This is a genomic window from Mesorhizobium australicum WSM2073 (assembly GCF_000230995.2).
Classification (GTDB): domain Bacteria; phylum Pseudomonadota; class Alphaproteobacteria; order Rhizobiales; family Rhizobiaceae; genus Mesorhizobium; species Mesorhizobium australicum.
Window position 1 is genome coordinate 3319705 of sequence record NC_019973.1, and the last position, 19736, is coordinate 3339440.

Here is a 19736-nt window from a genome sequence, read left to right on the forward strand (position 1 = left end):
ACGCGGCCGCAAGGACAGGATTTCGGGAGGAAGGCATGACAGGCAAGGGCTTCGAGCCGGATGTGAAGGTCCGCACGAAGGAATATCGGATCGGCTGCGTCGGCGCCGGCATGATCATGGCCGAATGCCATCTGGCCGCCTATAAGGACGCTGGCTTTCCGGTCGTGGCGATCGCCTCGCGTACCAAGGCGAATGCGCAAAAGGTCGCCGACCGTTGGGGTATCCCGACCGTCCACGACACCCCGGAACAGCTGATCGAGGATGCAGATGTCGAGATCATCGACCTCGCGTTTCCGCCGGACCAGCAGCCGGCGCTGATCCGCCATGCGTTGAAGCAGAACCACATCAAGGCGATCCTGGCTCAGAAGCCGCTGGCGCTGTCGGTCGAGGAAGCCGTCAAGTTGCGCGACGAGGCGGCGAAGGCCGGCAAGATACTCTCGGTCAACCAGAACATGCGCTACGACCAGTCGATGCGCGTGTTGAAGCAGCTCATCGACAGTGGCGCGCTCGGAGACATCGTCTTCGCGCAGATCGACATGCACGCCATTCCGCACTGGCAGACCTTCCTTCAGGGTTACGACCGGCTGACGCTTGCCAATATGAGCGTGCACCACCTTGACGTGCTGCGCTTCCTGTTCGGCGATCCCGATGAGATCACGACGCTGACGCGCAAGGATCCGCGCACGACATTCGACCATTCCGACGGCATCACCGTATCGACGCTGAAATTCCCGTCCGGCGTGCTGGCCGTGTCGCTGGAGGATGTGTGGTCCGGTCCGCGCCAGCAGGGCTACAAGGACGACCAGCACATCAACTGGCGCGTCGACGGCACCAAGGGCGTTGCCAAGGGCACGATCGGCTGGCCGACCGGTGCTGCTTCGACGCTGACCTATGCTTCGGCCGAAACGACCGGCGGCGAGTGGGTAACTCCAAGCTGGGAGACGATGTGGTTCCCGCATGCCTTCATCGGCGTCATGGAGCAGCTGCAGCACGCCGTGAAGACCGGTACGCCGCCGGCGCTCACCGTTGCCGACAACGTCAAGACCATGGCGCTGGTCGAAGCGGGCTATCGCTCGATGGCATCGGGTCGCACGGTCAAGCTTTCCGAAATCTCCACAAACGCAACTAACTGAAATCGCAGACAACTGAATCGCTTACAGGGAGGAATTCAAGATCATGATGCAGGCAGGTATTTTCACGGGCTATTTCCCGTACGGCCTCGAAGAGACGGCAAAGAAGATCCGCGGGCTCGGTTTCAACACGGTGCAACTCGACCTGCACTTCAGGGATGTCGACCTGTCGGCTGGGCAGATCACCAAGGACAAGGCCAGGAAGGTGCGCGACGTCTTCCGCGACCACAACCTGCCGGTCTGCTGCGTGTCGGGCTACACCAACATCATCCATCCCGACAAGGCGGAGCGCGACAAGCGCGTCGGTTATCTCAAGGAGATCATCCGCAATGCGCGCGAGTTCGGCAGCCCTTACGTGATCTCGGAGACCGGCACCTACAACACCGAATCCGACTGGGTGCATCACCCCAAGAACAAGACCGAGGAAGGTTTTGAGGAATGCCGCAAGGTCATCGCCGATCTTGCCCAGACGGCTTACGACCATGGCGCGGTCTTCCTGCTCGAAACCTATGTCAACAACGTCGTCGGCTCGGTCGAGGAGACGGTGAAGATGTTCGCGCAGGTCGACCATCCAGGCCTTGGCCTGCTGATGGACCCGACCAATTATTTCGAGACGCACAACATCGACCGGATGGATCAGATCCTGAACCAGGTGTTCGACACGCTGACCGACAAGATCAGAATAGCGCATGCCAAGGACGTCAAGCGTTCGGGCGATGACAAGTCGGAGAAGCACGCCGACATCGGCGATGCCGACGCGATGGAAAGCCATACGTTCCGCGGGGTTGGCGAAATCGAACTGCCGGCGCCCGGCCTTGGGTCGCTGAACTACGACCTCTACCTCCAGCGGCTGGCCGAAAAGCATCCGAACATCCCGGTGATCATCGAGCATCTGTCGGAAGACGACGTGCCGCGCGCAAAGACATTCCTCGACGGGAAATTCCGCGCGAACGGCCTGTGACGGCTAGCCGCGCCACCGGTGCATGGCGGCGCGGCTTCAAACAAGGGAGGAAAGAATGTTGAAATTCGCATTGAAATTGGCGGCCGCCGCGACAGTGCTCGCCGGCGTCGCCCTTGGCACGGCGGCGCAGGCGCAGGACGGCCAGAAGACCTTCTATCTCTTGTCGCATGGCGGTCCGTCGGATGCGTTCTGGATCGACTGGAACGCCGGTGCGACCAAGGCCTGCGACCAGCTCAAGGTAACCTGCAAGATTTCCTTCAGCGGCGGCGACATGGCGGCGCAGAAGGAAGCCTTCAACTCGGCGCTTGCCGCAAAGCCCGACGGCATCGCCACCACGTCGGCGCAGCCGGGCCTGTGGACGGAGGAGGTGAAAGCAGCCAAGGCGGCTGGCATCCCGATCGTGTTCTTCAACACCGACGATCCGGCGACAGGGCGGCAGGCCTATGTCGGCGCGGACCTGAAAGAAGCGGGTGTCATCTGGGCCAAATATCTGGTCGACCACAAGATGGTGAAGCAGGGCGACAAGGTTTTCCTGCCGGTCGAGGTTCCCGGCGCCAGTTACCAGCAGCTCGAGACCGAGGGCATCGCCAGCGTTTTCGATCCGTTGGGGATCAAATATGACGTGGTCGATTGCGGCACCGATCCGGCTGGCATCATCGCCAAGATGACCGACTACATGGTCGCCAACAATCCGCCGGCGATCATCGCGCTCGGCGATTCCGTTGCCGCCAGCGTCAAGCGCGTGTTCGATGGCGCCGGCGTGCCGGCGGGCAAGATCCCCGTCGTCGGCTGGGGCAATTCGAAGGAGACGGCACAAGCCGTCAAGGAGGGCTTCGTCAATGCCGCCGCCTGGCAATATCCCTCTGCGCAAGGCTTCATGCCGGTGGCGCTGCTCGGGCTTGCCGCGTCAGGCGAGCCGATCGGCTACGACATCCACACTTTCGGTCTCTACGACGCCTCCAGCGTCGACCCGATTCTGAAGCTTTACGACAAGAAATGAGAAAAACAGCGCCCGCCGGAAAAGCGGCGGGCGTCTTTTCAAGCATGGTTCAAGCAGTCATGACAATTGCCGCAGAAGACGAAGTGCCGGGGGTGAAAGGCAGATCGCGCCTGCTGCGCTCGCCGCAATTCTCCTCCTTCGTCATCCTCCTCATTTTGGTGGCGGTATTCGCGGTCGCCGACGCCAATTTCCTGTCGCCGCTCAACATCTCCAACATGATGGCGTTCCTGCCCGAGCTCGGCATCATCGCACTCGGCATGACGCTGCTTTTGACGGCAGGCGAATTCGATCTTTCCGTCGGCGCGGTGTTTGGGCTGGCGCCGGTGGTGGTGATGCTGCTGGTGCAAAATGGCGGGGTGGATATAGGTGTCGCGCTTCTGGCCGGGCTGCTGCTTTGTATCGCGATCGGCGCGATCAACGGGCTGATCGTCACCAAGATCGGCATCTCCTCCTTCCTGGTGACGCTGTCGATGTTGCTCGTCGTGCGCGGGGCAGCGCTTTACATTACGCAAGGCTTTCCGCTGAAATCCTGGGACCAGCCGGGCTTCTTCGTGACGCTGCTCGCCGGCAGCTTCAACATCGGCTCGTTCCGCTTCTACACCTCGCTGTGGTGGTTCATCGGCCTCTCGCTGTTTGCCATCTACATCCTGCGCTACGCCAAGCTCGGCAACTGGATCAGTGCCATCGGCTCCAATCGCAACGCGGCGGTGGCGCGCGGCGTGCCGGCCGATACGGTCAAGATATGGCTGTTCATCGCGACCTCGGTGCTGGCCGGCCTTGCCGGCATGATCAGCGCCTTTCGCATCTCGGCCGCCTCACCGGTGGCTGGCACCGGCTATGAGCTGGAAGTGATCGCCATGGTGGTGGTCGGCGGCACGGCGCTGACCGGCGGACGCGGCACCATCCTCGGCACCATCGTCGGCGCGCTGATGCTGCGCGCCATCCGCAACGGCATCGTACTGATCGGCGTGCCGGGGCTCGCCTACAACATCTTTGTCGGCCTCATCATCCTCGCCATGCTCATCCTGCACGCTTTGCTGCAGAAGAACGCCGCAAGGGGCTGACGATGGTGCAAGAAGTACTTCGGCTGCAGAAGCTGCAAAAGTCCTTCGGCAGCGTGCGCGCGCTGAAGAACGCATCGCTGACACTGCGGGAAGGCGAGGTGGTGGCTCTGCTGGGCGACAACGGCGCCGGAAAATCGACGCTGATCAAGGCGATCTCGGGTGTCTTCCCTGTCGATCGTGGCGACATCTTTGTACGCGGCGAAAAGGTTTCGATCCGCTCGACCCGGGATGCGATGGACCTCGGCATCGAGACCATCCATCAGGATACCTCACTGGCGCCCGATCTCAGCATCGCGCGCAATCTTTTCCTCGGCCGCGAGCCGGTCAATTTCGGCTGGCTCGGCGTGTTCGCGCCGCTCGATCTCGCGAAGCTGCGCAAAGCCGCTTCCGAACTCCTCAAGCGCGTCGGCATCTCGAAGAAACTCGACGCCGATGCGCTGGTCTCGACGCTGTCGGGCGGCGAGCGGCAGTCGATCGCCATCTCGCGCGCCATGCAGTTCGCCGCCAAGGTGATCATTCTCGACGAGCCGACCAACAATCTCGGCGTCGAGGAAACCCACGGTGTGCTGCGTTTCGTCAAGGAGGTACGCGACGCCGGCCATTCGGTGCTGCTCATCACCCACAACATCCACCATGTCTTCCAGGTCGCCGACCGCATCGTCGTGATGCGGCGCGGCGAGATCGTCGCCGAACAGACGGTCGCCGACACCGACCTCCTGACCGTGGAAAGCATCATCACCGGCGCCGACATGTCGGCCTTGCTCAAGGAGGCGAGGGCAAAGTGAAGGGCGTCGCATGGTAGAGCTTTACGGCAAGACGCTGTCGCGCCGGCAAGTGGCCGAGCGGTCAGGCCAGCTGTCGCAATTCGCGGGCGTGCGGCTGATGACGCTTGGCGACGGGTTGGAGCGCGGCATCCGCATGCTCGAATTCCGCACCGGCTCGGGCCTGCGCTTCACCGCGCTGGTCGACCGGGCGCTCGACATCGCCGATTGCGACTTCAAGGGCCAGGCGATCGGTTGGCATTCGCCGAGCGGCTTTCGCCATCCGGGCTTGCACGACTATGAAGGGGAAGCGGGGCTGGCCTGGGCGCGGTCCTTCTCGGGTCTGCTCGTCACCTGCGGCCTCGACCACATTCTGGGGCGGGAAGAAGTGCCGGCCGAGAGCTACAACTATCCGGGCAAGAAGACGGTGCTTCATTCGCTGCATGGTCGTGTCGGTACCATCCCGGCGCGGCTGACCGGCTATGGCGAGCGCTGGGAGGGTGACCGCTGCGTGCTGTGGGCAGAAGGCATCGTCCAGCAATCGGCTGTATTCGGCGAGGATCTGCATCTCACTCGCCGCATCGAGGCCGATGTCGGCGGCAACGAGATCCGGCTTTCGGACCGTGTCGTCAACCACGGCTTCAACCGCACCCCTCATATGTATTTCTACCATGTCAATGTCAGCCATCCCTTGCTGGACGAAGGCTCCCGTTATCTGGCGCCGATCCGCGACGTCGTCTGGGCCAGCCATGCCGGCGAGCGCTACGAGGCGCAGAGTGTCGGCTATCGCACGGCGCCGGCACCGCAACGGCACTTCAGGGAGCAGGTCTGGCAGCACGAAATGGCCGCCGACGCCCATGGCGAGGTTCCGGTGGCCGTCGTCAACGACCGGCTCGGTCTCGGCTTCGAAGTGGCGACCCGCAAGGACCAGTTGCCGTGTGCCTACCAATGGCAGAATTTCCAGGCCGGGCAGTACGCGCTGGGGATAGAGCCATCGACCCACCATGTGCTCGGCGATCTCGCCGCCCGCGAGCGCGGCGAGATGATCTGGCTGGAGCATGGCGAAAGCCGGGCCTATGACGCGGTGTTCCGCGTCCTCGACGGCAAGGAGGAAATCGCTGGCGCCGAAGCCAGGATCGCGGATATCGCCCGGCAGCCCGAGCAGGATTATCCTCAGCCTTCAGAAAATTTTCCAAGACTGGCCGGCAGGACATGAGCGCGACATTTATTCAAAGCAAGCCCTCCGGCCGGCGGACCGGATTGCCAGCGCTGCGCGACGATTGGAGGCCAATTTGACGACGATGGCGAAAAAGCGCGACTACAGCCTGGTCGGCGAAAGTACCAGAACGGCGATCGAGACCGGGCTTGCCTCGGCCGAGTGGTACCACACCGACGTGCCGCGCAAGGCGATGAAGGAACTGATGCAGCGTTCCGACGGCCCGGCGATCCGCGACACCATCATCTGGATCGTCGCGATCCTGGGTTCGGCCGTGGGTATCGTCTGGTTCTGGGGTTCGTGGTGGGTGGTGCCGTTCCTGTTCGTCTATGGCGTGCTCTACGGCTCGTCGAGCGACTCGCGCTGGCACGAGTGCGGCCACGGCACGGCTTTTCGCACGCGCTGGATGAACGATGTCGTCTACCACATCGCCTCGTTCATGCTGATGCGCAATCCCGTGCAATGGCGCTGGAGCCATGCCCGCCACCACACCGACACCATCATCGTCGGCCGCGACGCCGAGATCGCGGTCATGCGTCCGCCGGACCTGTTGAAGGCGGCGCTCGCCTTCACCGGCATTCTCGACTTTCGCTATTCGCTGCCGACGCTGGTGCGGCAGGCATTCGGCACGCTATCCGACGAAGAGAAGAGCTATATCCCCGAGATGGAACAGCATAAGGCCGTGGTCGCGGCCCGGTGGCATGTCGCGATCTATGTGGCGACGATCGCCCTCGCGATCGCGCTGAGGTCATGGATACCGCTGGTGCTGATCGGCCTGCCGCGCCTCTACGGCACCTGGCACATGGTCACGACCGGCCTGCTGCAGCATATCGGGCTCGCCGACAATGTCGTCGACCATCGGCTGAACACACGCACCGTCTACATGAACCCGATCAGCCGGTTCATCTACTGGAACATGAATTACCATGTGGAGCACCACATGTTCCCGATGGTGCCGTATCACGCGCTGCCCAGGCTGCATGAACTGATCAAGCACGATCTGCCGAAGCCCAATCCGTCGATGTGGCACGCCTACCGCGAGGTCTGGCCGGTCCTGCTCAGGCAGCTGAAATACGAGGATCATTACCTCAAGCGCGAACTGCCGCCGACGGCCAGGCCCTATCGCGGTGAGTTCCACGAGGTCGATATGTCGGCGGCGGCCGAGTAGCGATCGCGAATGTCCGCAGGAGATAGAGATGGCCGATTGGGTTGAAGCGTGCGCGGTGGACGATGTCGAGGAAGAGGATGTCATCCGCTTCGACCATGGTGGGCGGACCTTCGCGATCTATCGCTCTCCGGATGACGAGTTCTTCGCCACCGATGGTTTTTGCACGCATGAGAAGGCGCATCTGGCCGACGGGCTTGTCATGGACGACATCATCGAATGCCCCAAGCACAATGGCCGCTTCAACTACAAGACCGGCCAGGCCAAGGGCGCGCCGGTCTGCGTCAATCTCGCGACCTATTCGGTGAAGATCGAAGCTGGCAAGGTGATGATCCAGATCTGAAGCGCTGCATGATCAACCGATCCGGCACCGCGACGGCAAGCAATAGAGGGGAACGCTTTAATGAGCCGAAAGAGACCGACCGTCGCCGATTTGCGCGCCATGAAGGGCAAGCGTCAGCTGACCATGCTGCGCGTGCTCACCCTGGACGAGGCGGAAGCCGCCGAACGGGCAGGGGTCGACATCGTCTCGGTGCCGCCCGAACTGGTGCTCAACCCGCAATACCGCGATGCCGCGCCCAGCCTGTTCACTATGCCGGGCGACAATTTCTTCGAGATCGGCACCGCGGATGATTTCGTGCGCTGGGCCTTCCGGCTGTACAAGGCCGGCGCCGACGCGGTCTATTGCAGCGCGGGCTACGCCACCATCAAGCGGATGGCGGACGATGCCATTCCCGTCATCGGCCATGTTGGCCTCATTCCTTCCCGCGCGACCTGGACCGGCGGCTTCAAGGCGGTCGGCAAGTCCGCCGATACGGCGATGCAGGTGTTCGAAGCCGTCAAGCAACTGGAGGCTGCGGGCGCGATCGGCGCCGAAATAGAAGTTGTACCAGTCGAGGTGGCGAAGGCTATCTCGGAGCGCACCTCGCTGATCATGCTGTCGATGGGCGCGGGCACCGGCTGCGACGCGCAATATCTGTTCGCCGACGACATTCTTGGCCAGAACCGTGGCCACATGCCGCGCCACTCGAAGATCTACCGCAATTTCGCCGCCGAATACGATCGGCTGCAGGCGGAGCGGGTGGCGGCATTTTCCGAATATGTCGCCGACGTCAACAGCGGCGCCTATCCCGAGGACCGGCACATCGTGCACATGGAGCCGGCCGAGCTACGCCTGTTCCTCGACAAGGTCGGCCGGGGCTAGGACCGTTTGCCATTTGCCGCCGGCGAGCGCTGCGTGGAGTGCTTCCGCATCGATGCCGAGCGGCCGGTCATGCTTGAGCGCGGGGACGAGCGCGCGTGTCGCCGTGTGGACGACTGATGTGCGTGGCGCCAGCGCCAATCCCTCACGCAGGTCGACGGCTTGCGCCGCCGCCATTAACTCGAAGGCGATCAGCCGCCGCCACAGCGTGATCATGTCGGCGCATTTCGAAACCACCAGCGGCGTCTGCGTGGCGTGATCCTCCACGCCTTCCGAAACCGGCAGGAAGTCAAGCATCACCGGATTGGCCTTGTGGCGGATGGCAGCCAGGATCGATGTCACCGTCTTCTGCAACGGCACGAAACCGGCCGAGGCGCCACCGACCGGCGACAGGTATTTCGGCAGGCCGTTCCGACCCGAACCGGTGAGCTGGATAAAGCGGGCGGCACTGGCGGCGGCACATTGAGCGATTGCCAGGCTTAGCGCCTCGAAGGCGAGCGCCAGCGAAGCGGTGTGAAAGTTGCCCGTCGACAGCACCAGCTCGTCGTCGCTCAGAACCAGCGGGTTGTCGGCGGCGGCATTGAGTTCGGTCTCGACGGCGCGTCTTGCCTGGCCGATCGCCTCGATCAGCGCGCCATGGATCGAGGGCATGCAGCGGATCGAGAGCGGGTCCTGTATGGTGGTGGGGGCCGGCGCTTCGTCGCGGGCGAGAAGATCGTGCAGCGCCTTGGCGGCTTCCTGCTGGCCGGCGGCGGGCCGCGCCATGTGCAGGCGGGGATCGAGGATGGTGCGGTTGGCGCCGAAACCTTCCATGGTCAGCGCGCCAGCCTGCTGCTGCTGGGCAAGAGCCGACAGCGCGTCCGTGACCGCAAGCGCGCCGCCGCCGGCGGAGACGGCGGAAGCGTTGATCAGCGACAGTCCATCCTTGGGCGCCAGGCCGATGGGGCCGAGGCGGGCCATCATCAGTGCCTTGACAGCCGGCATGCGCCTTCCCTGATAATCAGCTTCACCTTCGCCGATCAGCAGGCGGGCGATCGTGGTCATCAGCACCAGGTCGCCAGCGCCGATCGAGCCGAGCGACGGCATCACTGGATGGACGCCCGCGTTGAGGACTTCGACCAAGGCAACGAACACGGCGGGCGACAGGCCGGAGCCACCGGCCGACAACATTGTCAGACGGGCAAGCATGGTGGCGCGCACGGCCTCGATGGGCAGCGCTTCGCCGACCGCGCCGCTGCGGCCCTCGAGCAACTGGCGCTGGAAGGCGCTGGCGTCACCCTCGACCGATGTGCGAAGATTAGCGCCGAGCCCGGTGTTCAGGCCGTAGATCTGCTGGCCGGAGGCTGCCGCCTGGTCGAGCACCTTTCGCGCCTTCTCCAGCCTGCCGATGACATTGGCTCCGATCTCCACCTTGCGCGCCTCGCGGGCGACGGCGGCGACATCGTCGACACTGACGCCGGCCCCGGTGAGGACGAGCGCGCTCATGCGAAGCGCAGCCTTTGGCCGATGCCTTGCGCCTGCGCCTTGGCCAGCATCGCCTTGCCGAGCGCAATGTCGGACAGCGACAGGCCGCGATGCCAGAAGAGGATGGTTTCGTCGTCGCTCTGCCGTCCCGGCCTGAGGCCAGCGGCGATCTGGCCGAGTTCGGCATGCAGCGTCGTCTCGCTCAGTCGCCCGGTCTCGACATGCGCACGCAGCGAGCCGAACTTGCCGCCCTTGCACTGGCCCCAGTCGTCGACGACCATCTTCTGCATGATGTCGGTCAGCGACAGCTCCACCGCGCTCATCGTGCCATAGGGAATGACAAGCGCGCCCGGCTTGATCCATTCTGTCTTCAGCAGCGGCTGCGGCTCGGGCAGGCGTGAGGCTTCGACGACGATGTCGGCGCCCTTGACGCAACTCTCCCAGTCGGCGACCGCGGTGACGGGCTTGCCGAGGTCGGCGGAGAGTTTTGCGGCAAAGCCATCGCGGCTTTCGGGGCGACGCGAATGGACGCGGATCTCATCGAAATCGAAGAGATGGTCGAGCAGGCGCACATTCCAGTACGCGGTGCCGCGCGCGCCGATATGGGCGAGCACCTTCGCGTTCTTGCGCGCCAGGTGCTTGGAGCCGATGGCGGTGACGGCGCCGGTGCGCATGTCGGTGATGACCGTGGCGTCGAGAATGGCGCGCGGCGTGCCGGTGCGTGGATCGAACAAATTGAGGATGCCGAATTCCGAGGGCAGGCCGTGAAGATAGTTGTCGACATAGTCGCCAACGATTTTCACGCCGGCCGTATCGAGCGGCGCGACGTAGCCGCGCAAGACATTGAAATGGCCGTGGAAGGATGGGTCGGGTTCGAGGTGGACACGCGGCTCGATCACCGTCTGGCCCTTGCCTTGCGCAACGAGCCCGGCCTCGACGGCGTCGATGATCTCGCCATCGGCCATGGCAAGCGCTTCGATGTCGAGGGCGTTGAGGTAGTCGATATAGATAGGCTTCATGCCCGCACGGTTCCTGTTGTTTAAGACCGAGGCCCATTCATTCCATAACAGGCGGCGATGCGACACGAAAGTTTGTTGGTCCATCTCTGGACGCAGTTGGCTAAATGTTGTTGAAACCGACCCGACATGACGTCCATTCCCGAAAATGAAGCCTTGCACGAGACAGCCACGAATTCGCGGCGCGTGGCGCTGATCGTCGCCATCGCCTTCTTCATGCAGCTGCTGGATTCGACGATCATCTCGACGTCGCTGCCGCAGATGGGCGCTTCCTTCGGCGTGCCGGCGGTGGCGATGAGCATCGGCATCACCGTCTACATGCTGACCATGGCCGTGTTCGTGCCGCTGTCGGGGTGGCTCGCCGACCGGTTCGGCGCGCGTAACATCTTCCTCGCAGCCATCGCGCTGTTCACGCTGGCGTCGCTCGCCTGCGGCTTCTCTGGAAATTTGACCGAATTCGTCGTTGCCCGTGCCGTGCAGGGCCTGGGCAGCGCCTTGATGACGCCGGTCGGCCGCATCCTGGTCCTGCGCAACGCGTCGAAATCCGAATTGCTCAACGCCACGGCGCTGATCACCTGGCCGGCGCTCTTCGCGCCCGTGGTCGGCCCGGTGCTTGGCGGTTTCATCACCACCTATCTGTCCTGGCACTGGAATTTCTTCATCAACATCCCGCTCGGCGCGATCGGGCTGGTGTTGGTCGCCCGCTTCATACCGGGTGATCGTGAAGCCGATCCCAAGCCGCTCGACTGGCCGGGGTTTTTCCTGACGTCGCTGGGGCTCGCCTGCCTGCTCTATGGCCTTGAGCGCATCGCGCATCCGGAGGATGGGGCCTTGCCTACGGTGGGGCTGATCGCGGCGGGGATCGTCGTCGGCTGTCTAGCGGTGCGGCATCTGCGCCGCGCGCCGCATCCGCTGCTCGACCTCTCCTCGTTCAAGGTGCAGACCTTCGCCATCTCGACGCTTGCGGCCGGCACCATCTTCCGGGTGGCGATCAACGCCACGCCGTTCCTTTTGCCGCTGCTGTTCCAGGTCGGCTTCGGCCTATCGCCCGTCGATGCCGGCATGATGATCCTGGCCTATTTCCTCGGCAATCTCGGCATGAAAACGGTGACGACGCCGACGCTGCGTCGCTTCGGCTTCCGCTCGGTGATGGTCGTCAACGGCATCATCGCCTCGGTGTCGATCATGGCCTGCGCGGCGATCTCGCCGCAGACGCCGCAGCCGCTGGTGATGGCGCTGATGCTGATCGCCGGCCTGTCGCGCTCGATGCAGTTCACCGCGCTCAACACGCTGGCCTTCGCCGATATCGCCGCCGCGCAGCGTAGCTCCGCGGCGACCTTGTCCTCGATGCTGCAGCAAGTGGCGATGCTGTTCGGCGTCGCGGTGGCGGCGGCGATCCTCAACCTGTCGCAGATCGCGAGAGACCGGCCGGCGCTCGACCTCGTCGATTTTCGAGCAGCCTTCCTGCTGATCGGCATTATCGGGCTGGTGGCGTCGTTTCGTTTCCTGGTGTTGCCGAGAGGTGCCGGCGCCGAGGTCTCCGGCCATGTTGCCGGGAACTGAAATCGAATTTTCCGCCAGATCGCAGGGTTAAATTCCGTCTTCGCCTTTCGCCTTGGTGTTGTGCTTCGCCAAGCGCCGAGGTGGCGCAAACAATGGCCAAAAGTGCAGGAGTTTCCGGGCATTGCGCCAGATTCGGCAATCAATGCGTCCACTTTGCGAATCTCATCGCCAGCCCACGTTTTGAACGCGGATTCATTTGACGAAGCGGCGTTGAGCCGATTAGCTTTCTCTCCAGGGGTGGCAGCGCTGCCACCGGGGTGAAAGCAGACAATGAACATGGCCGGCTGGCTGAACTTCAGAAGCCTGAATCAGGAAGGCATTGTCTTTGCCATATCGGTGGTGCTGTTCGTTGCCGCGGCTATAGGCCTGCCAGGCTTCATCGATGCCAACAATCTGGTCGCCATTATCCGCTCCGTCTCGGTGCTGGGTATACTGGCGCTGGGCATGGCTGTCGTCATCATCGGCCGCGGCATCGACCTGTCGGCGGTTGCGATCATGGCCATGTCGGTCGCCTGGTACCTGCAACTGCTCAACAGCGGAACACCGGACGGGCTCGCCTTCGCCTATGTGCTGGCCGGCGTGCTCGCCATCGGCCTGCTCAACGGCTTTCTCGTCGCCTACGCCGATGTACCGGCGATCTTCGTCACGTTGGCGACCGGCTCCTTCGTCTTCGGCTATGTCCGTTCGCAATTGATCACGCAGGACGCCGTGCCGGTGCCGCAGGGCCATTGGGTGGAACTGCTCGGCGGTCTGCGCTTTCTCGACGTCCCGATCGAGGTGTTCGTCTTTGCGGGGCTGGCGTTCCTGTTCTTCCTATTCCTGCGCTGCACCAAATGGGGCCGCTACATCTATTTCGCCGGCGACAATCCGGTCGCGGCGCGCAATATCGGCATTCCGGTGCGGCCGATGCTGGTCCTGCGTTACGTGCTGTCAGCATTCGTCGCCCTGATCGCCGGCCTTTTGACCGCGGCCAGCCTGCATTCGATCAACACGCGTGTCGTCAATTCGACGCTGCTTTACGACATCGTGCTGGTGGCGGTGATCGGCGGCATCGGGCTGTCGGGCGGGCGGGGCGGGGTGCGCAATGTGCTGGTCGGCGCCGCGCTGATCGGCATCCTGCTCAACGCCATGACCATCATCGACATTCCGCTGCTCTACCAGAACCTGATCAAGGCGGCGATCCTGCTCGGCGCCATCATCGTCGACGGCATCATCAATCCGCGCGACGAACAGACCGCGCAACAAGGTGACATTTAGAGCAGATGGGCTAGCCCATCTTGCTCTGGGTACCCGGTCCGATCGGGACGATCGGCCGGCAATGAAAACCGAACCAGAGGATGAGACATGAAACTGATCAGAACCCTCATGGCGGCGGCCACGGCGCTGGCCGTCACCGCCTTCGTGGCGCCGACCTTCGCCGCCGACGATCCAGGCCCCGCTGCCTATGCACAAGCGCTGAAAGGCAAGCGCGTCATGCTGGTGCCGCTGGCGATGGGCTTCGACCTGGCGCAGGGCTGGGCGCACTATCTGAAGAAGGAGGTCGAAGCCTGGGGCGGCACGTTCGAAACGCGCGATCCCAACTGGGTTGTCGATGCCGGCGCGCAGGCGATCACCGACGCGATCTCGTCCGACACCAGACCTGATGTGCTGATCATCCATGCGCCGGACCTCAACTCCTATTCCAAGCTTATGAAGAAGGCGCAGGCCGCCGGCACCTATGTGATCCTGGTCGACAATCCGGCGAATTTTCCCGCCGATGCTTTCGTCGGCAGCGACTGGGACCGGCTCGGCCAGCTCGAGGCGGAAGCCGCGATCAAGGGCTGCGGCGAGAACTCGTCCAAGAAGATCGGGCTGGTGCAGGGCGACCAGGCCAACTCCTCCAGCCTTTACCAATATGCCGGCATCATGAAGGTGCTGGACAAGCATCCCGACTTTAAGGTCGTGGCCAAGCCCGATTCCAACTGGGATGCGACGACCTCGCGCAACGTGACCACGACCATGCTGCAGCAGAACCCGGACATCTGCTCGATCATCGACTTCTGGGATGGCGATGCCACCGGCGCATCGGCCGCGATCCGCGACGCCAAGCTCGACGGCAAGGTGTTTTTGGTCACCACCGGCGGCGGCGAAAAGGCGGCCGATTGCGACAAGCTGAACGACGGCACCTACGGCGCCGTGGTGATGACCGATCTTGCCCGCCAATCGGGCGACATGAACGCCATCATCAAATTCCTGCTGCAGAGCGGCCAGCCGGCCGGCACCTCCCACACCTACATCTACACGCTGGAGAAGGCGACGACCAAGGCCGACCTAAAGCCCGACAGCTGCTGGGACCTGAAGGCGCTGCAGGCCGAAGCGGCGGCAAAGTAAGCTGATCGTCTGCAACCGATATCGACGAGGTGGCCGGATTGTCCGACCACCTCTTTCTCTTGTGGCCCCAGACCTGGCAGCAGTGACCCGATGAGCTTTCGCGAACGCCTCCAGTCCTGGCGCTACAATCTCGTGCCCGACCATCTCGTCGGCGAGATCCTGACCAAGCGCTGGACCGACAACGCCATTCCCTTCCTGGCGCTGGTGGTGACATTGGCGACTTTCGGCTCGATCATTCCGGGCTTCTTCAAGCTTTCTTCCCTGCAGGAATCGACCCGCCAGCTCGGCGAGTTTTCGATGGTCGTCACCGGCATGACGGTGGTGATGCTGGGCGGCGGCATCGATCTCTCGGTCGGTTCGATCTTCGCGCTGTCCTGCTTTTCCGCCGTCTATGTCTTCTTTATCCTCGAACAGTCGATCTGGCTGGCGCTGGCCGCCTCGCTCGCCACCGGGTTGGTGTTCGGCGCGATCAACGGCTACCTCGTCGGCTACCTCAGGCTGCGGGCGTTCCTCACCACGCTGGTGACCTTCATCTTCGGGCGGGCGCTGTTCGACATCCTGGTCACCACCTATGCAGCCGATGTGCAGCTTTCGACCGCTACGTCCGACGTGCTCGATTTCATCGGCGACAGCACTTTCTGGGGCCTGTCCGTCTCGGTGTGGCTGGCGATCATCCTCGCCATCGTCACCCATATCGCGCTGACGCGCTCGCGGCCGGGCTGGCACGTGCTGGCGGTCGGCGGCTCCCGGCGTTCGGCGCACAATGCCGGCATCCGGGTGCGCCGTACCGTGTTCATGACCTACGTCTTTTCCGGCTTCTGCGCCTCGATCGGCGGCTTTCTCATTGCCTGCCGCTTGAGCGGGGCGGGGCCAGGCACCGGCCTCAATCTCGAGATCATGGCGCTGACGGCGGCGGTGGTCGGCGGCGTCAGCCTCGGCGGCGGGCGCGGCTCGGTGATCAAGGGGCTGATGGGCGCCATCATCGTGCTGACCATGACCAACGGGCTGATCCGGCTGGGCTATGGCACCGGTACCAACCAGATGGTGCTCGGCATCATGCTGGCGGTGGCGGTGACCATCGACATTCGCTGGCTCAAGAACCGCCACAAGGTGCTGAACGAGGTCTATGTCGCGCCGGTCTATCTCAGGATGGGCGAAACCCAGTCCGCGGTGCCGGGCTCGGGCACGCCTTACGCGCTCGACAACCGGCTGTCGGCGGCCGACCATATCGGGCTCGGCGAACTGGAAGGGCCGGAAGACGTCATCCTCGACCGCGACGACAATCTCTATTGCGGCACGCGCCATGGCGAGATCGTTCGCTTCTTCGCGCCGGATTATGTCAGGTCGGAGGTGTTCGCCCATATTGGCGGTTTTCCGCTGGGCTTGGCCTTTGACAAAGGGGGCAATCTGATCAGCTGCGTCGGCGCGATGGGGCTCTATTCCGTCTCTCCGGATCGCGCGGTCAAAAGGCTGTCGGCCGAGACGTCGCGCTCCTGGACCTCGATCGTCGACGATGCGCGGCTGCGCGATCCCAATGATTGCGATATCGCGCCGGACGGCCGCATCTATTTTACGGACTCGACCAAGCGCTATGACGCGCATGACTGGGCGCTGGACTCGATCGAGAACCGCGCCACCGGCCGCCTCCTGGTCTACGATCCCAGGGATGGGTCGACAAGGACGCTGCTCGACGGCTACCGTTACACCAATGGTGTCTGCATGGCGCATGACGGCAAGTCGCTGTTCTTCGCCGAAAGCTGGGCCTGCCGTGTGCATCGCTACTGGCTGGAAGGGCCGAAGGCGGGCACCGCCGAATGCGTCATCCGCGACATGCCGGGCTACCCCGACAACATCAACCGCGCGTCGGACGGCAATTACTGGATGGCGTGGCTGGGCATGCGCACGCCGAGCTTCGACCTGTCGCTGCGCCATCCCGACATGCGCAAGCGCATGACGCGCCGGCTGCCGCAGGACGAATGGCTGTTCCCCAACATCAACACCGGCGGCGTGGTGAAATTCAACGAGAAGGGCGGCATCGTCGAGGCGATGGGGGACTTGACGGGCGGCGCGCACCCGATGGTCACCTCTATGCGCGAGCACAAGGGATATCTGTTCGTCGGTGGCATCCTCAACAATCGCATCGGCCGCTACAAGGTTTCCGGCGCCGACCCGAACTGGACCAGCTCCGCCTCGTATTGGGGAGCGCAGCCATGATCCTCGACCCAATCCTGGATATGTTTCGCGGCAAGGCGGTGACGATCCCGCCGCTCGACGGCGCCTTCCGTCCCAACACGCGGCTGGATGAGGCGCTTGCGTTTGTCGGATTGACCGAACCGGACAATCTGCTGGTTGCCGATGGCGGGCTGCTGGCCTCCAGCGGCAACGCCATCTATTCGCTTGCCGCCGACACTGAACCGAAGGTAGTCGAGACCTTTCCTTCCCCAATCACGGCGCTGGCTCTGTCGCCATCGGGCCAACTGACGGTGGGGCTCGAAAGCGGCAGGCTGCTGATATCGGGCAAGGAAGTGTCGCTGCCGGCCGGCGTCAGCTGCATCACCGCTCTTGCCTACGCCGAGGACGGCACTTTGTGGTTGGCCAACGGGTCGACCGAGCATGCGCCATCGCAATGGGCCGCCGATCTGATGACGAAGGGCGCATCCGGTTCGCTTTGGAAGCGAAACGCGGCAGGCGGCGAGTTCCGCAAGGTGGCCGGCGGGATCGCCTTTCCCTATGGGCTCCAGCCCCTTGGCAGGGATGTGCTGGTGAGCGAGAGCTGGCGTCACCAACTCGTGCGCTTCGATGGCGCGACCGGCAATCGCTCGACCGTGATGACGCATCTGCCCGGCTATCCCGCTCGGCTGTCGCCGGCCGGCGATGGCGGGGCGTGGCTGACCTTGTTCGCGCCACGCAACCGGCTGATTGAATTCGTGCTGCAGGAAACGCACTACCGCCAGGACATGATCGACCAGGTGCCGCCGGCTTACTGGATCGCGCCGGCGCTCGCCTCCAGCCGCAGCTTCCTCGAACCGCTGCAATGCGGCGGCATCAGAACCATGGGCATCCACAAGCCGTGGTCGCCGAGCCGTTCCTACGGGCTGGTGGTCAGGCTCGATCAAAACATGCAGCCGCAATTCAGCCTGCACAGCCGCGCCAACGGCACGCGCCACGGCATTTGCAGCGTGGTGGAAAAGGGCGGCCAGCTGTTCGTTGCTTCCAGGGGTGGCGATTGCGTGCTGGCCGTCGACCTCGCCTCGGGAGGTTTCTGATGGAACCAATTATTCGCCTCGAAGACGTCACCAAGAATTATCGGGGCGTTCCGGCAGTCAAGAACGTCAGCTTCGAACTGCGCAAAGGCGAAATCCACGCACTGCTCGGCGAGAACGGCGCGGGTAAATCGACACTGACCAAGATCATCGCCGGCGTGGTCGATGCCACGTCCGGCAGGATGTTCCACAAGGGCCGGGAGATCGCCTACGCTTCGCCGCATGCCGCACTCGAGGCCGGCATTGCCATGGTGTTCCAGGAGACCAGCCTGGTGCCGTCGATGACGGTGGCGCAGAACCTCTATCTCGGTACTGAAAAATTCCTCAACCGGCTGCGCGGCACGTATATTTCAGCACAGCAGTTCCTGCAGTCGCTGAATTTTCCGGTCGATCCGAACGCCATGGTGGCGACGCTGGGCGCGGCCAAGCGGCAGATGGTCGAGATCGCGCGCGCCGTGCACCACAAGGCCGAGATCATCATCTTCGACGAGCCGACGGCGACCCTGACGCCGGAGGAGAAACGCCATTTCTTCGCGCTGATCCGGCGGCTGAAGGCGAACGGTGTCTCGATCGTCTTCATCAGCCACGCGCTGGAGGAGGCATTGATGATTGCCGACCGCATCACCATCCTGCGCGACGGCGAGCTGGTCATCACCGACGACACGCCGGCCTTCGACCGCGACAGAATTGTCGCCGCCATGGTCGGGCGCACTTTGTCGGGGCAGATCTACCGCCAGCGCGACGAAGCCAAGCTGCGCAAGGCGGGCCGGAAAGTGCTGTCGGTGCAGGACATTTCGATGAGCAATGTCGTGCGCAACAACTCCTTCTCGATCTTCGAGGGCCAGATCACCGGCGTGTTCGGGCTGATCGGCTCCGGCCGCACCGAGACCTTCAAGGTCGTGTCGGGCATCTATAAGCGCGATTTTTTGCGCGGCGGTACAATCGAACTCGACGACAGGCCGGTGCGCTATCTCGTGCCGAGCGAAGCGGTGGCGGACGGCATCGTCTATGTCACCGAGGACCGCAAGAGCGAAGGCATCTTCGAGACGATGAGCATCGCCGAGAACCTGTTTGGCGGCCTGCTGGCGGCCGGCCGTGAAAAGGCCTGGGTGATCAACCAGCAGGAGATGCACGCGCTATCGGCCGAGTGGACGAAGACGCTCAACATCAAGGCGATCAACGACAATGCTCGCGTGGTCGAACTCTCAGGTGGGAACCAACAGAAGGTGGTGATCGGCAAGGGGCTGGTGCAGCAGCCGCGCGTCGTCATTTTCGACGAACCGACGCGCGGCGTCGATGTCGGCGCCATCGCGGAGATCCACCAGATCATCAACCGGCTGGCCGACGAGGGCTTGGCCGTGGTGGTGATCTCGTCCTATTTGCCGGAGATCATGAACCTGTCGGATCGGATCCTGGTCTGCCGGCAAGGCCGCATCGTCGAGGAGTTTTCTCCGGCGGAGGCCACGGAGGAGAAGATCATGTACGCGGCGGTGCACTAGGGGGCGGGGAAGGCGGATGATCGCACCGTTGGATGGAACACCGGAGGTTAGCCGCCTCATCCG

General features: G+C 63.4%; 17 protein-coding genes. 15 read left to right on the forward strand and 2 right to left on the reverse strand.

Annotation, left to right across the window (positions count from 1 at the left end):
* Positions 1-35 precede the first annotated feature (35 nt).
* The 9 genes from MESAU_RS15970 to MESAU_RS16010 all read left to right on the forward strand — a co-directional run bounded on the left by MESAU_RS15970 (position 36) and on the right by MESAU_RS16010 (position 8501).
* Entirely contained in the window at positions 36-1133 is a 1098-nt protein-coding gene (locus MESAU_RS15970) for a Gfo/Idh/MocA family protein (RefSeq protein WP_015317072.1), read from the forward strand.
* Positions 1134-1176: 43 nt separating this feature from the next.
* The gene (locus MESAU_RS15975; RefSeq protein WP_015317073.1) at positions 1177-2091 is read left to right on the forward strand and encodes a sugar phosphate isomerase/epimerase family protein; all 915 of its coding nucleotides are present in this window, start codon (positions 1177-1179) and stop codon (positions 2089-2091) included.
* A gap of 55 nt (positions 2092-2146) precedes the next feature.
* The gene (locus MESAU_RS15980; RefSeq protein ID WP_015317074.1) at positions 2147-3091 is read left to right on the forward strand and encodes a sugar ABC transporter substrate-binding protein; all 945 of its coding nucleotides are present in this window, start codon (positions 2147-2149) and stop codon (positions 3089-3091) included.
* Positions 3092-3135: 44 nt separating this feature from the next.
* Positions 3136-4155: an ABC transporter permease gene (locus MESAU_RS15985; RefSeq protein WP_083883213.1), complete on the forward strand. Its 1020-nt coding sequence runs from the start codon at positions 3136-3138 to the stop codon at positions 4153-4155.
* A gap of 2 nt (positions 4156-4157) precedes the next feature.
* A complete protein-coding gene (locus tag MESAU_RS15990) occupies positions 4158-4940 on the forward strand; it encodes an ATP-binding cassette domain-containing protein (RefSeq protein ID WP_015317076.1) in 783 nt (260 codons plus the stop codon).
* Positions 4941-4950: 10 nt separating this feature from the next.
* Positions 4951-6132 carry an aldose 1-epimerase family protein gene (locus tag MESAU_RS15995; protein ID WP_015317077.1) on the forward strand — a complete coding sequence of 394 codons (1182 nt, stop codon included), beginning with the start codon at positions 4951-4953 and terminating at the stop codon, positions 6130-6132.
* A gap of 85 nt (positions 6133-6217) precedes the next feature.
* Positions 6218-7300 (forward strand): fatty acid desaturase family protein, encoded by a 1083-nt coding sequence (locus tag MESAU_RS16000; protein ID WP_041163800.1) that lies wholly within the window; start codon positions 6218-6220, stop codon positions 7298-7300.
* 28 nt (positions 7301-7328) lie between these two features.
* Complete coding sequence (locus MESAU_RS16005; RefSeq protein WP_015317079.1) at positions 7329-7640, forward strand: MocE family 2Fe-2S type ferredoxin; 312 nt, start codon at positions 7329-7331, stop codon at positions 7638-7640.
* A 60-nt stretch (positions 7641-7700) separates the two neighbouring features.
* Positions 7701-8501, forward strand: a complete 801-nt coding sequence (locus tag MESAU_RS16010) for a 3-methyl-2-oxobutanoate hydroxymethyltransferase (protein ID WP_015317080.1) — start codon at positions 7701-7703, stop codon at positions 8499-8501.
* Here MESAU_RS16010 and MESAU_RS16015 read toward each other — a convergent pair.
* The gene (locus MESAU_RS16015; RefSeq protein ID WP_015317081.1) at positions 8466-9983 is read right to left on the reverse strand and encodes an HAL/PAL/TAL family ammonia-lyase; all 1518 of its coding nucleotides are present in this window, start codon (positions 9981-9983) and stop codon (positions 8466-8468) included. The genes MESAU_RS16010 and MESAU_RS16015 overlap by 36 nt on opposite strands.
* Positions 9980-10981 (reverse strand): ornithine cyclodeaminase family protein, encoded by a 1002-nt coding sequence (locus MESAU_RS16020; RefSeq protein WP_015317082.1) that lies wholly within the window; start codon positions 10979-10981, stop codon positions 9980-9982. The genes MESAU_RS16015 and MESAU_RS16020 overlap by 4 nt, the downstream gene beginning before the upstream one ends.
* Positions 10982-11107: 126 nt before the next feature.
* Here MESAU_RS16020 and MESAU_RS16025 point away from each other — a divergent pair, with 126 nt between their 5' ends.
* From MESAU_RS16025 to MESAU_RS16050, 6 genes are all read left to right on the forward strand, one after another.
* A complete protein-coding gene (locus MESAU_RS16025) occupies positions 11108-12541 on the forward strand; it encodes a DHA2 family efflux MFS transporter permease subunit (protein ID WP_015317083.1) in 1434 nt (477 codons plus the stop codon).
* Between the two features lie 270 nt (positions 12542-12811).
* Positions 12812-13798 (forward strand): ABC transporter permease, encoded by a 987-nt coding sequence (locus tag MESAU_RS16030; RefSeq protein ID WP_041163416.1) that lies wholly within the window; start codon positions 12812-12814, stop codon positions 13796-13798.
* Between the two features lie 87 nt (positions 13799-13885).
* Positions 13886-14911 (forward strand): sugar ABC transporter substrate-binding protein, encoded by a 1026-nt coding sequence (locus tag MESAU_RS16035; protein WP_015317085.1) that lies wholly within the window; start codon positions 13886-13888, stop codon positions 14909-14911.
* Between the two features lie 90 nt (positions 14912-15001).
* Positions 15002-17125 carry an ABC transporter permease gene (locus MESAU_RS16040; protein ID WP_015317086.1) on the forward strand — a complete coding sequence of 708 codons (2124 nt, stop codon included), beginning with the start codon at positions 15002-15004 and terminating at the stop codon, positions 17123-17125.
* Positions 17122-18177: an NHL repeat-containing protein gene (locus tag MESAU_RS16045; protein ID WP_015317087.1), complete on the forward strand. Its 1056-nt coding sequence runs from the start codon at positions 17122-17124 to the stop codon at positions 18175-18177. Before MESAU_RS16040 ends, MESAU_RS16045 begins: the two co-directional genes overlap by 4 nt.
* Positions 18177-19673, forward strand: coding sequence for a sugar ABC transporter ATP-binding protein (locus MESAU_RS16050; protein ID WP_015317088.1), 1497 nt, complete (start codon positions 18177-18179; stop codon positions 19671-19673). Before MESAU_RS16045 ends, MESAU_RS16050 begins: the two co-directional genes overlap by 1 nt.
* Positions 19674-19736 lie beyond the last annotated feature (63 nt).

Coding starts and splice junctions, on each gene's coding strand:
- MESAU_RS15975 (WP_015317073.1), top strand. CDS start 1,177: ATGATGCAGGCAGGTATTTTCACGGGCTATTTCCCGTACGGCCTCGAA.
- MESAU_RS16045 (WP_015317087.1), top strand. CDS start 17,122: ATGATCCTCGACCCAATCCTGGATATGTTTCGCGGCAAGGCGGTGACG.
- MESAU_RS15995 (WP_015317077.1), top strand. CDS start 4,951: ATGGTAGAGCTTTACGGCAAGACGCTGTCGCGCCGGCAAGTGGCCGAG.
- MESAU_RS15985 (WP_083883213.1), top strand. CDS start 3,136: ATGGTTCAAGCAGTCATGACAATTGCCGCAGAAGACGAAGTGCCGGGG.
- MESAU_RS15980 (WP_015317074.1), top strand. CDS start 2,147: ATGTTGAAATTCGCATTGAAATTGGCGGCCGCCGCGACAGTGCTCGCC.
- MESAU_RS16020 (WP_015317082.1), bottom strand. CDS start 10,981: ATGAAGCCTATCTATATCGACTACCTCAACGCCCTCGACATCGAAGCG.
- MESAU_RS16000 (WP_041163800.1), top strand. CDS start 6,218: ATGGCGAAAAAGCGCGACTACAGCCTGGTCGGCGAAAGTACCAGAACG.
- MESAU_RS15970 (WP_015317072.1), top strand. CDS start 36: ATGACAGGCAAGGGCTTCGAGCCGGATGTGAAGGTCCGCACGAAGGAA.
- MESAU_RS15990 (WP_015317076.1), top strand. CDS start 4,158: ATGGTGCAAGAAGTACTTCGGCTGCAGAAGCTGCAAAAGTCCTTCGGC.
- MESAU_RS16035 (WP_015317085.1), top strand. CDS start 13,886: ATGAAACTGATCAGAACCCTCATGGCGGCGGCCACGGCGCTGGCCGTC.
- MESAU_RS16025 (WP_015317083.1), top strand. CDS start 11,108: ATGACGTCCATTCCCGAAAATGAAGCCTTGCACGAGACAGCCACGAAT.
- MESAU_RS16030 (WP_041163416.1), top strand. CDS start 12,812: ATGAACATGGCCGGCTGGCTGAACTTCAGAAGCCTGAATCAGGAAGGC.
- MESAU_RS16005 (WP_015317079.1), top strand. CDS start 7,329: ATGGCCGATTGGGTTGAAGCGTGCGCGGTGGACGATGTCGAGGAAGAG.
- MESAU_RS16010 (WP_015317080.1), top strand. CDS start 7,701: ATGAGCCGAAAGAGACCGACCGTCGCCGATTTGCGCGCCATGAAGGGC.
- MESAU_RS16040 (WP_015317086.1), top strand. CDS start 15,002: ATGAGCTTTCGCGAACGCCTCCAGTCCTGGCGCTACAATCTCGTGCCC.
- MESAU_RS16050 (WP_015317088.1), top strand. CDS start 18,177: ATGGAACCAATTATTCGCCTCGAAGACGTCACCAAGAATTATCGGGGC.
- MESAU_RS16015 (WP_015317081.1), bottom strand. CDS start 9,983: ATGAGCGCGCTCGTCCTCACCGGGGCCGGCGTCAGTGTCGACGATGTC.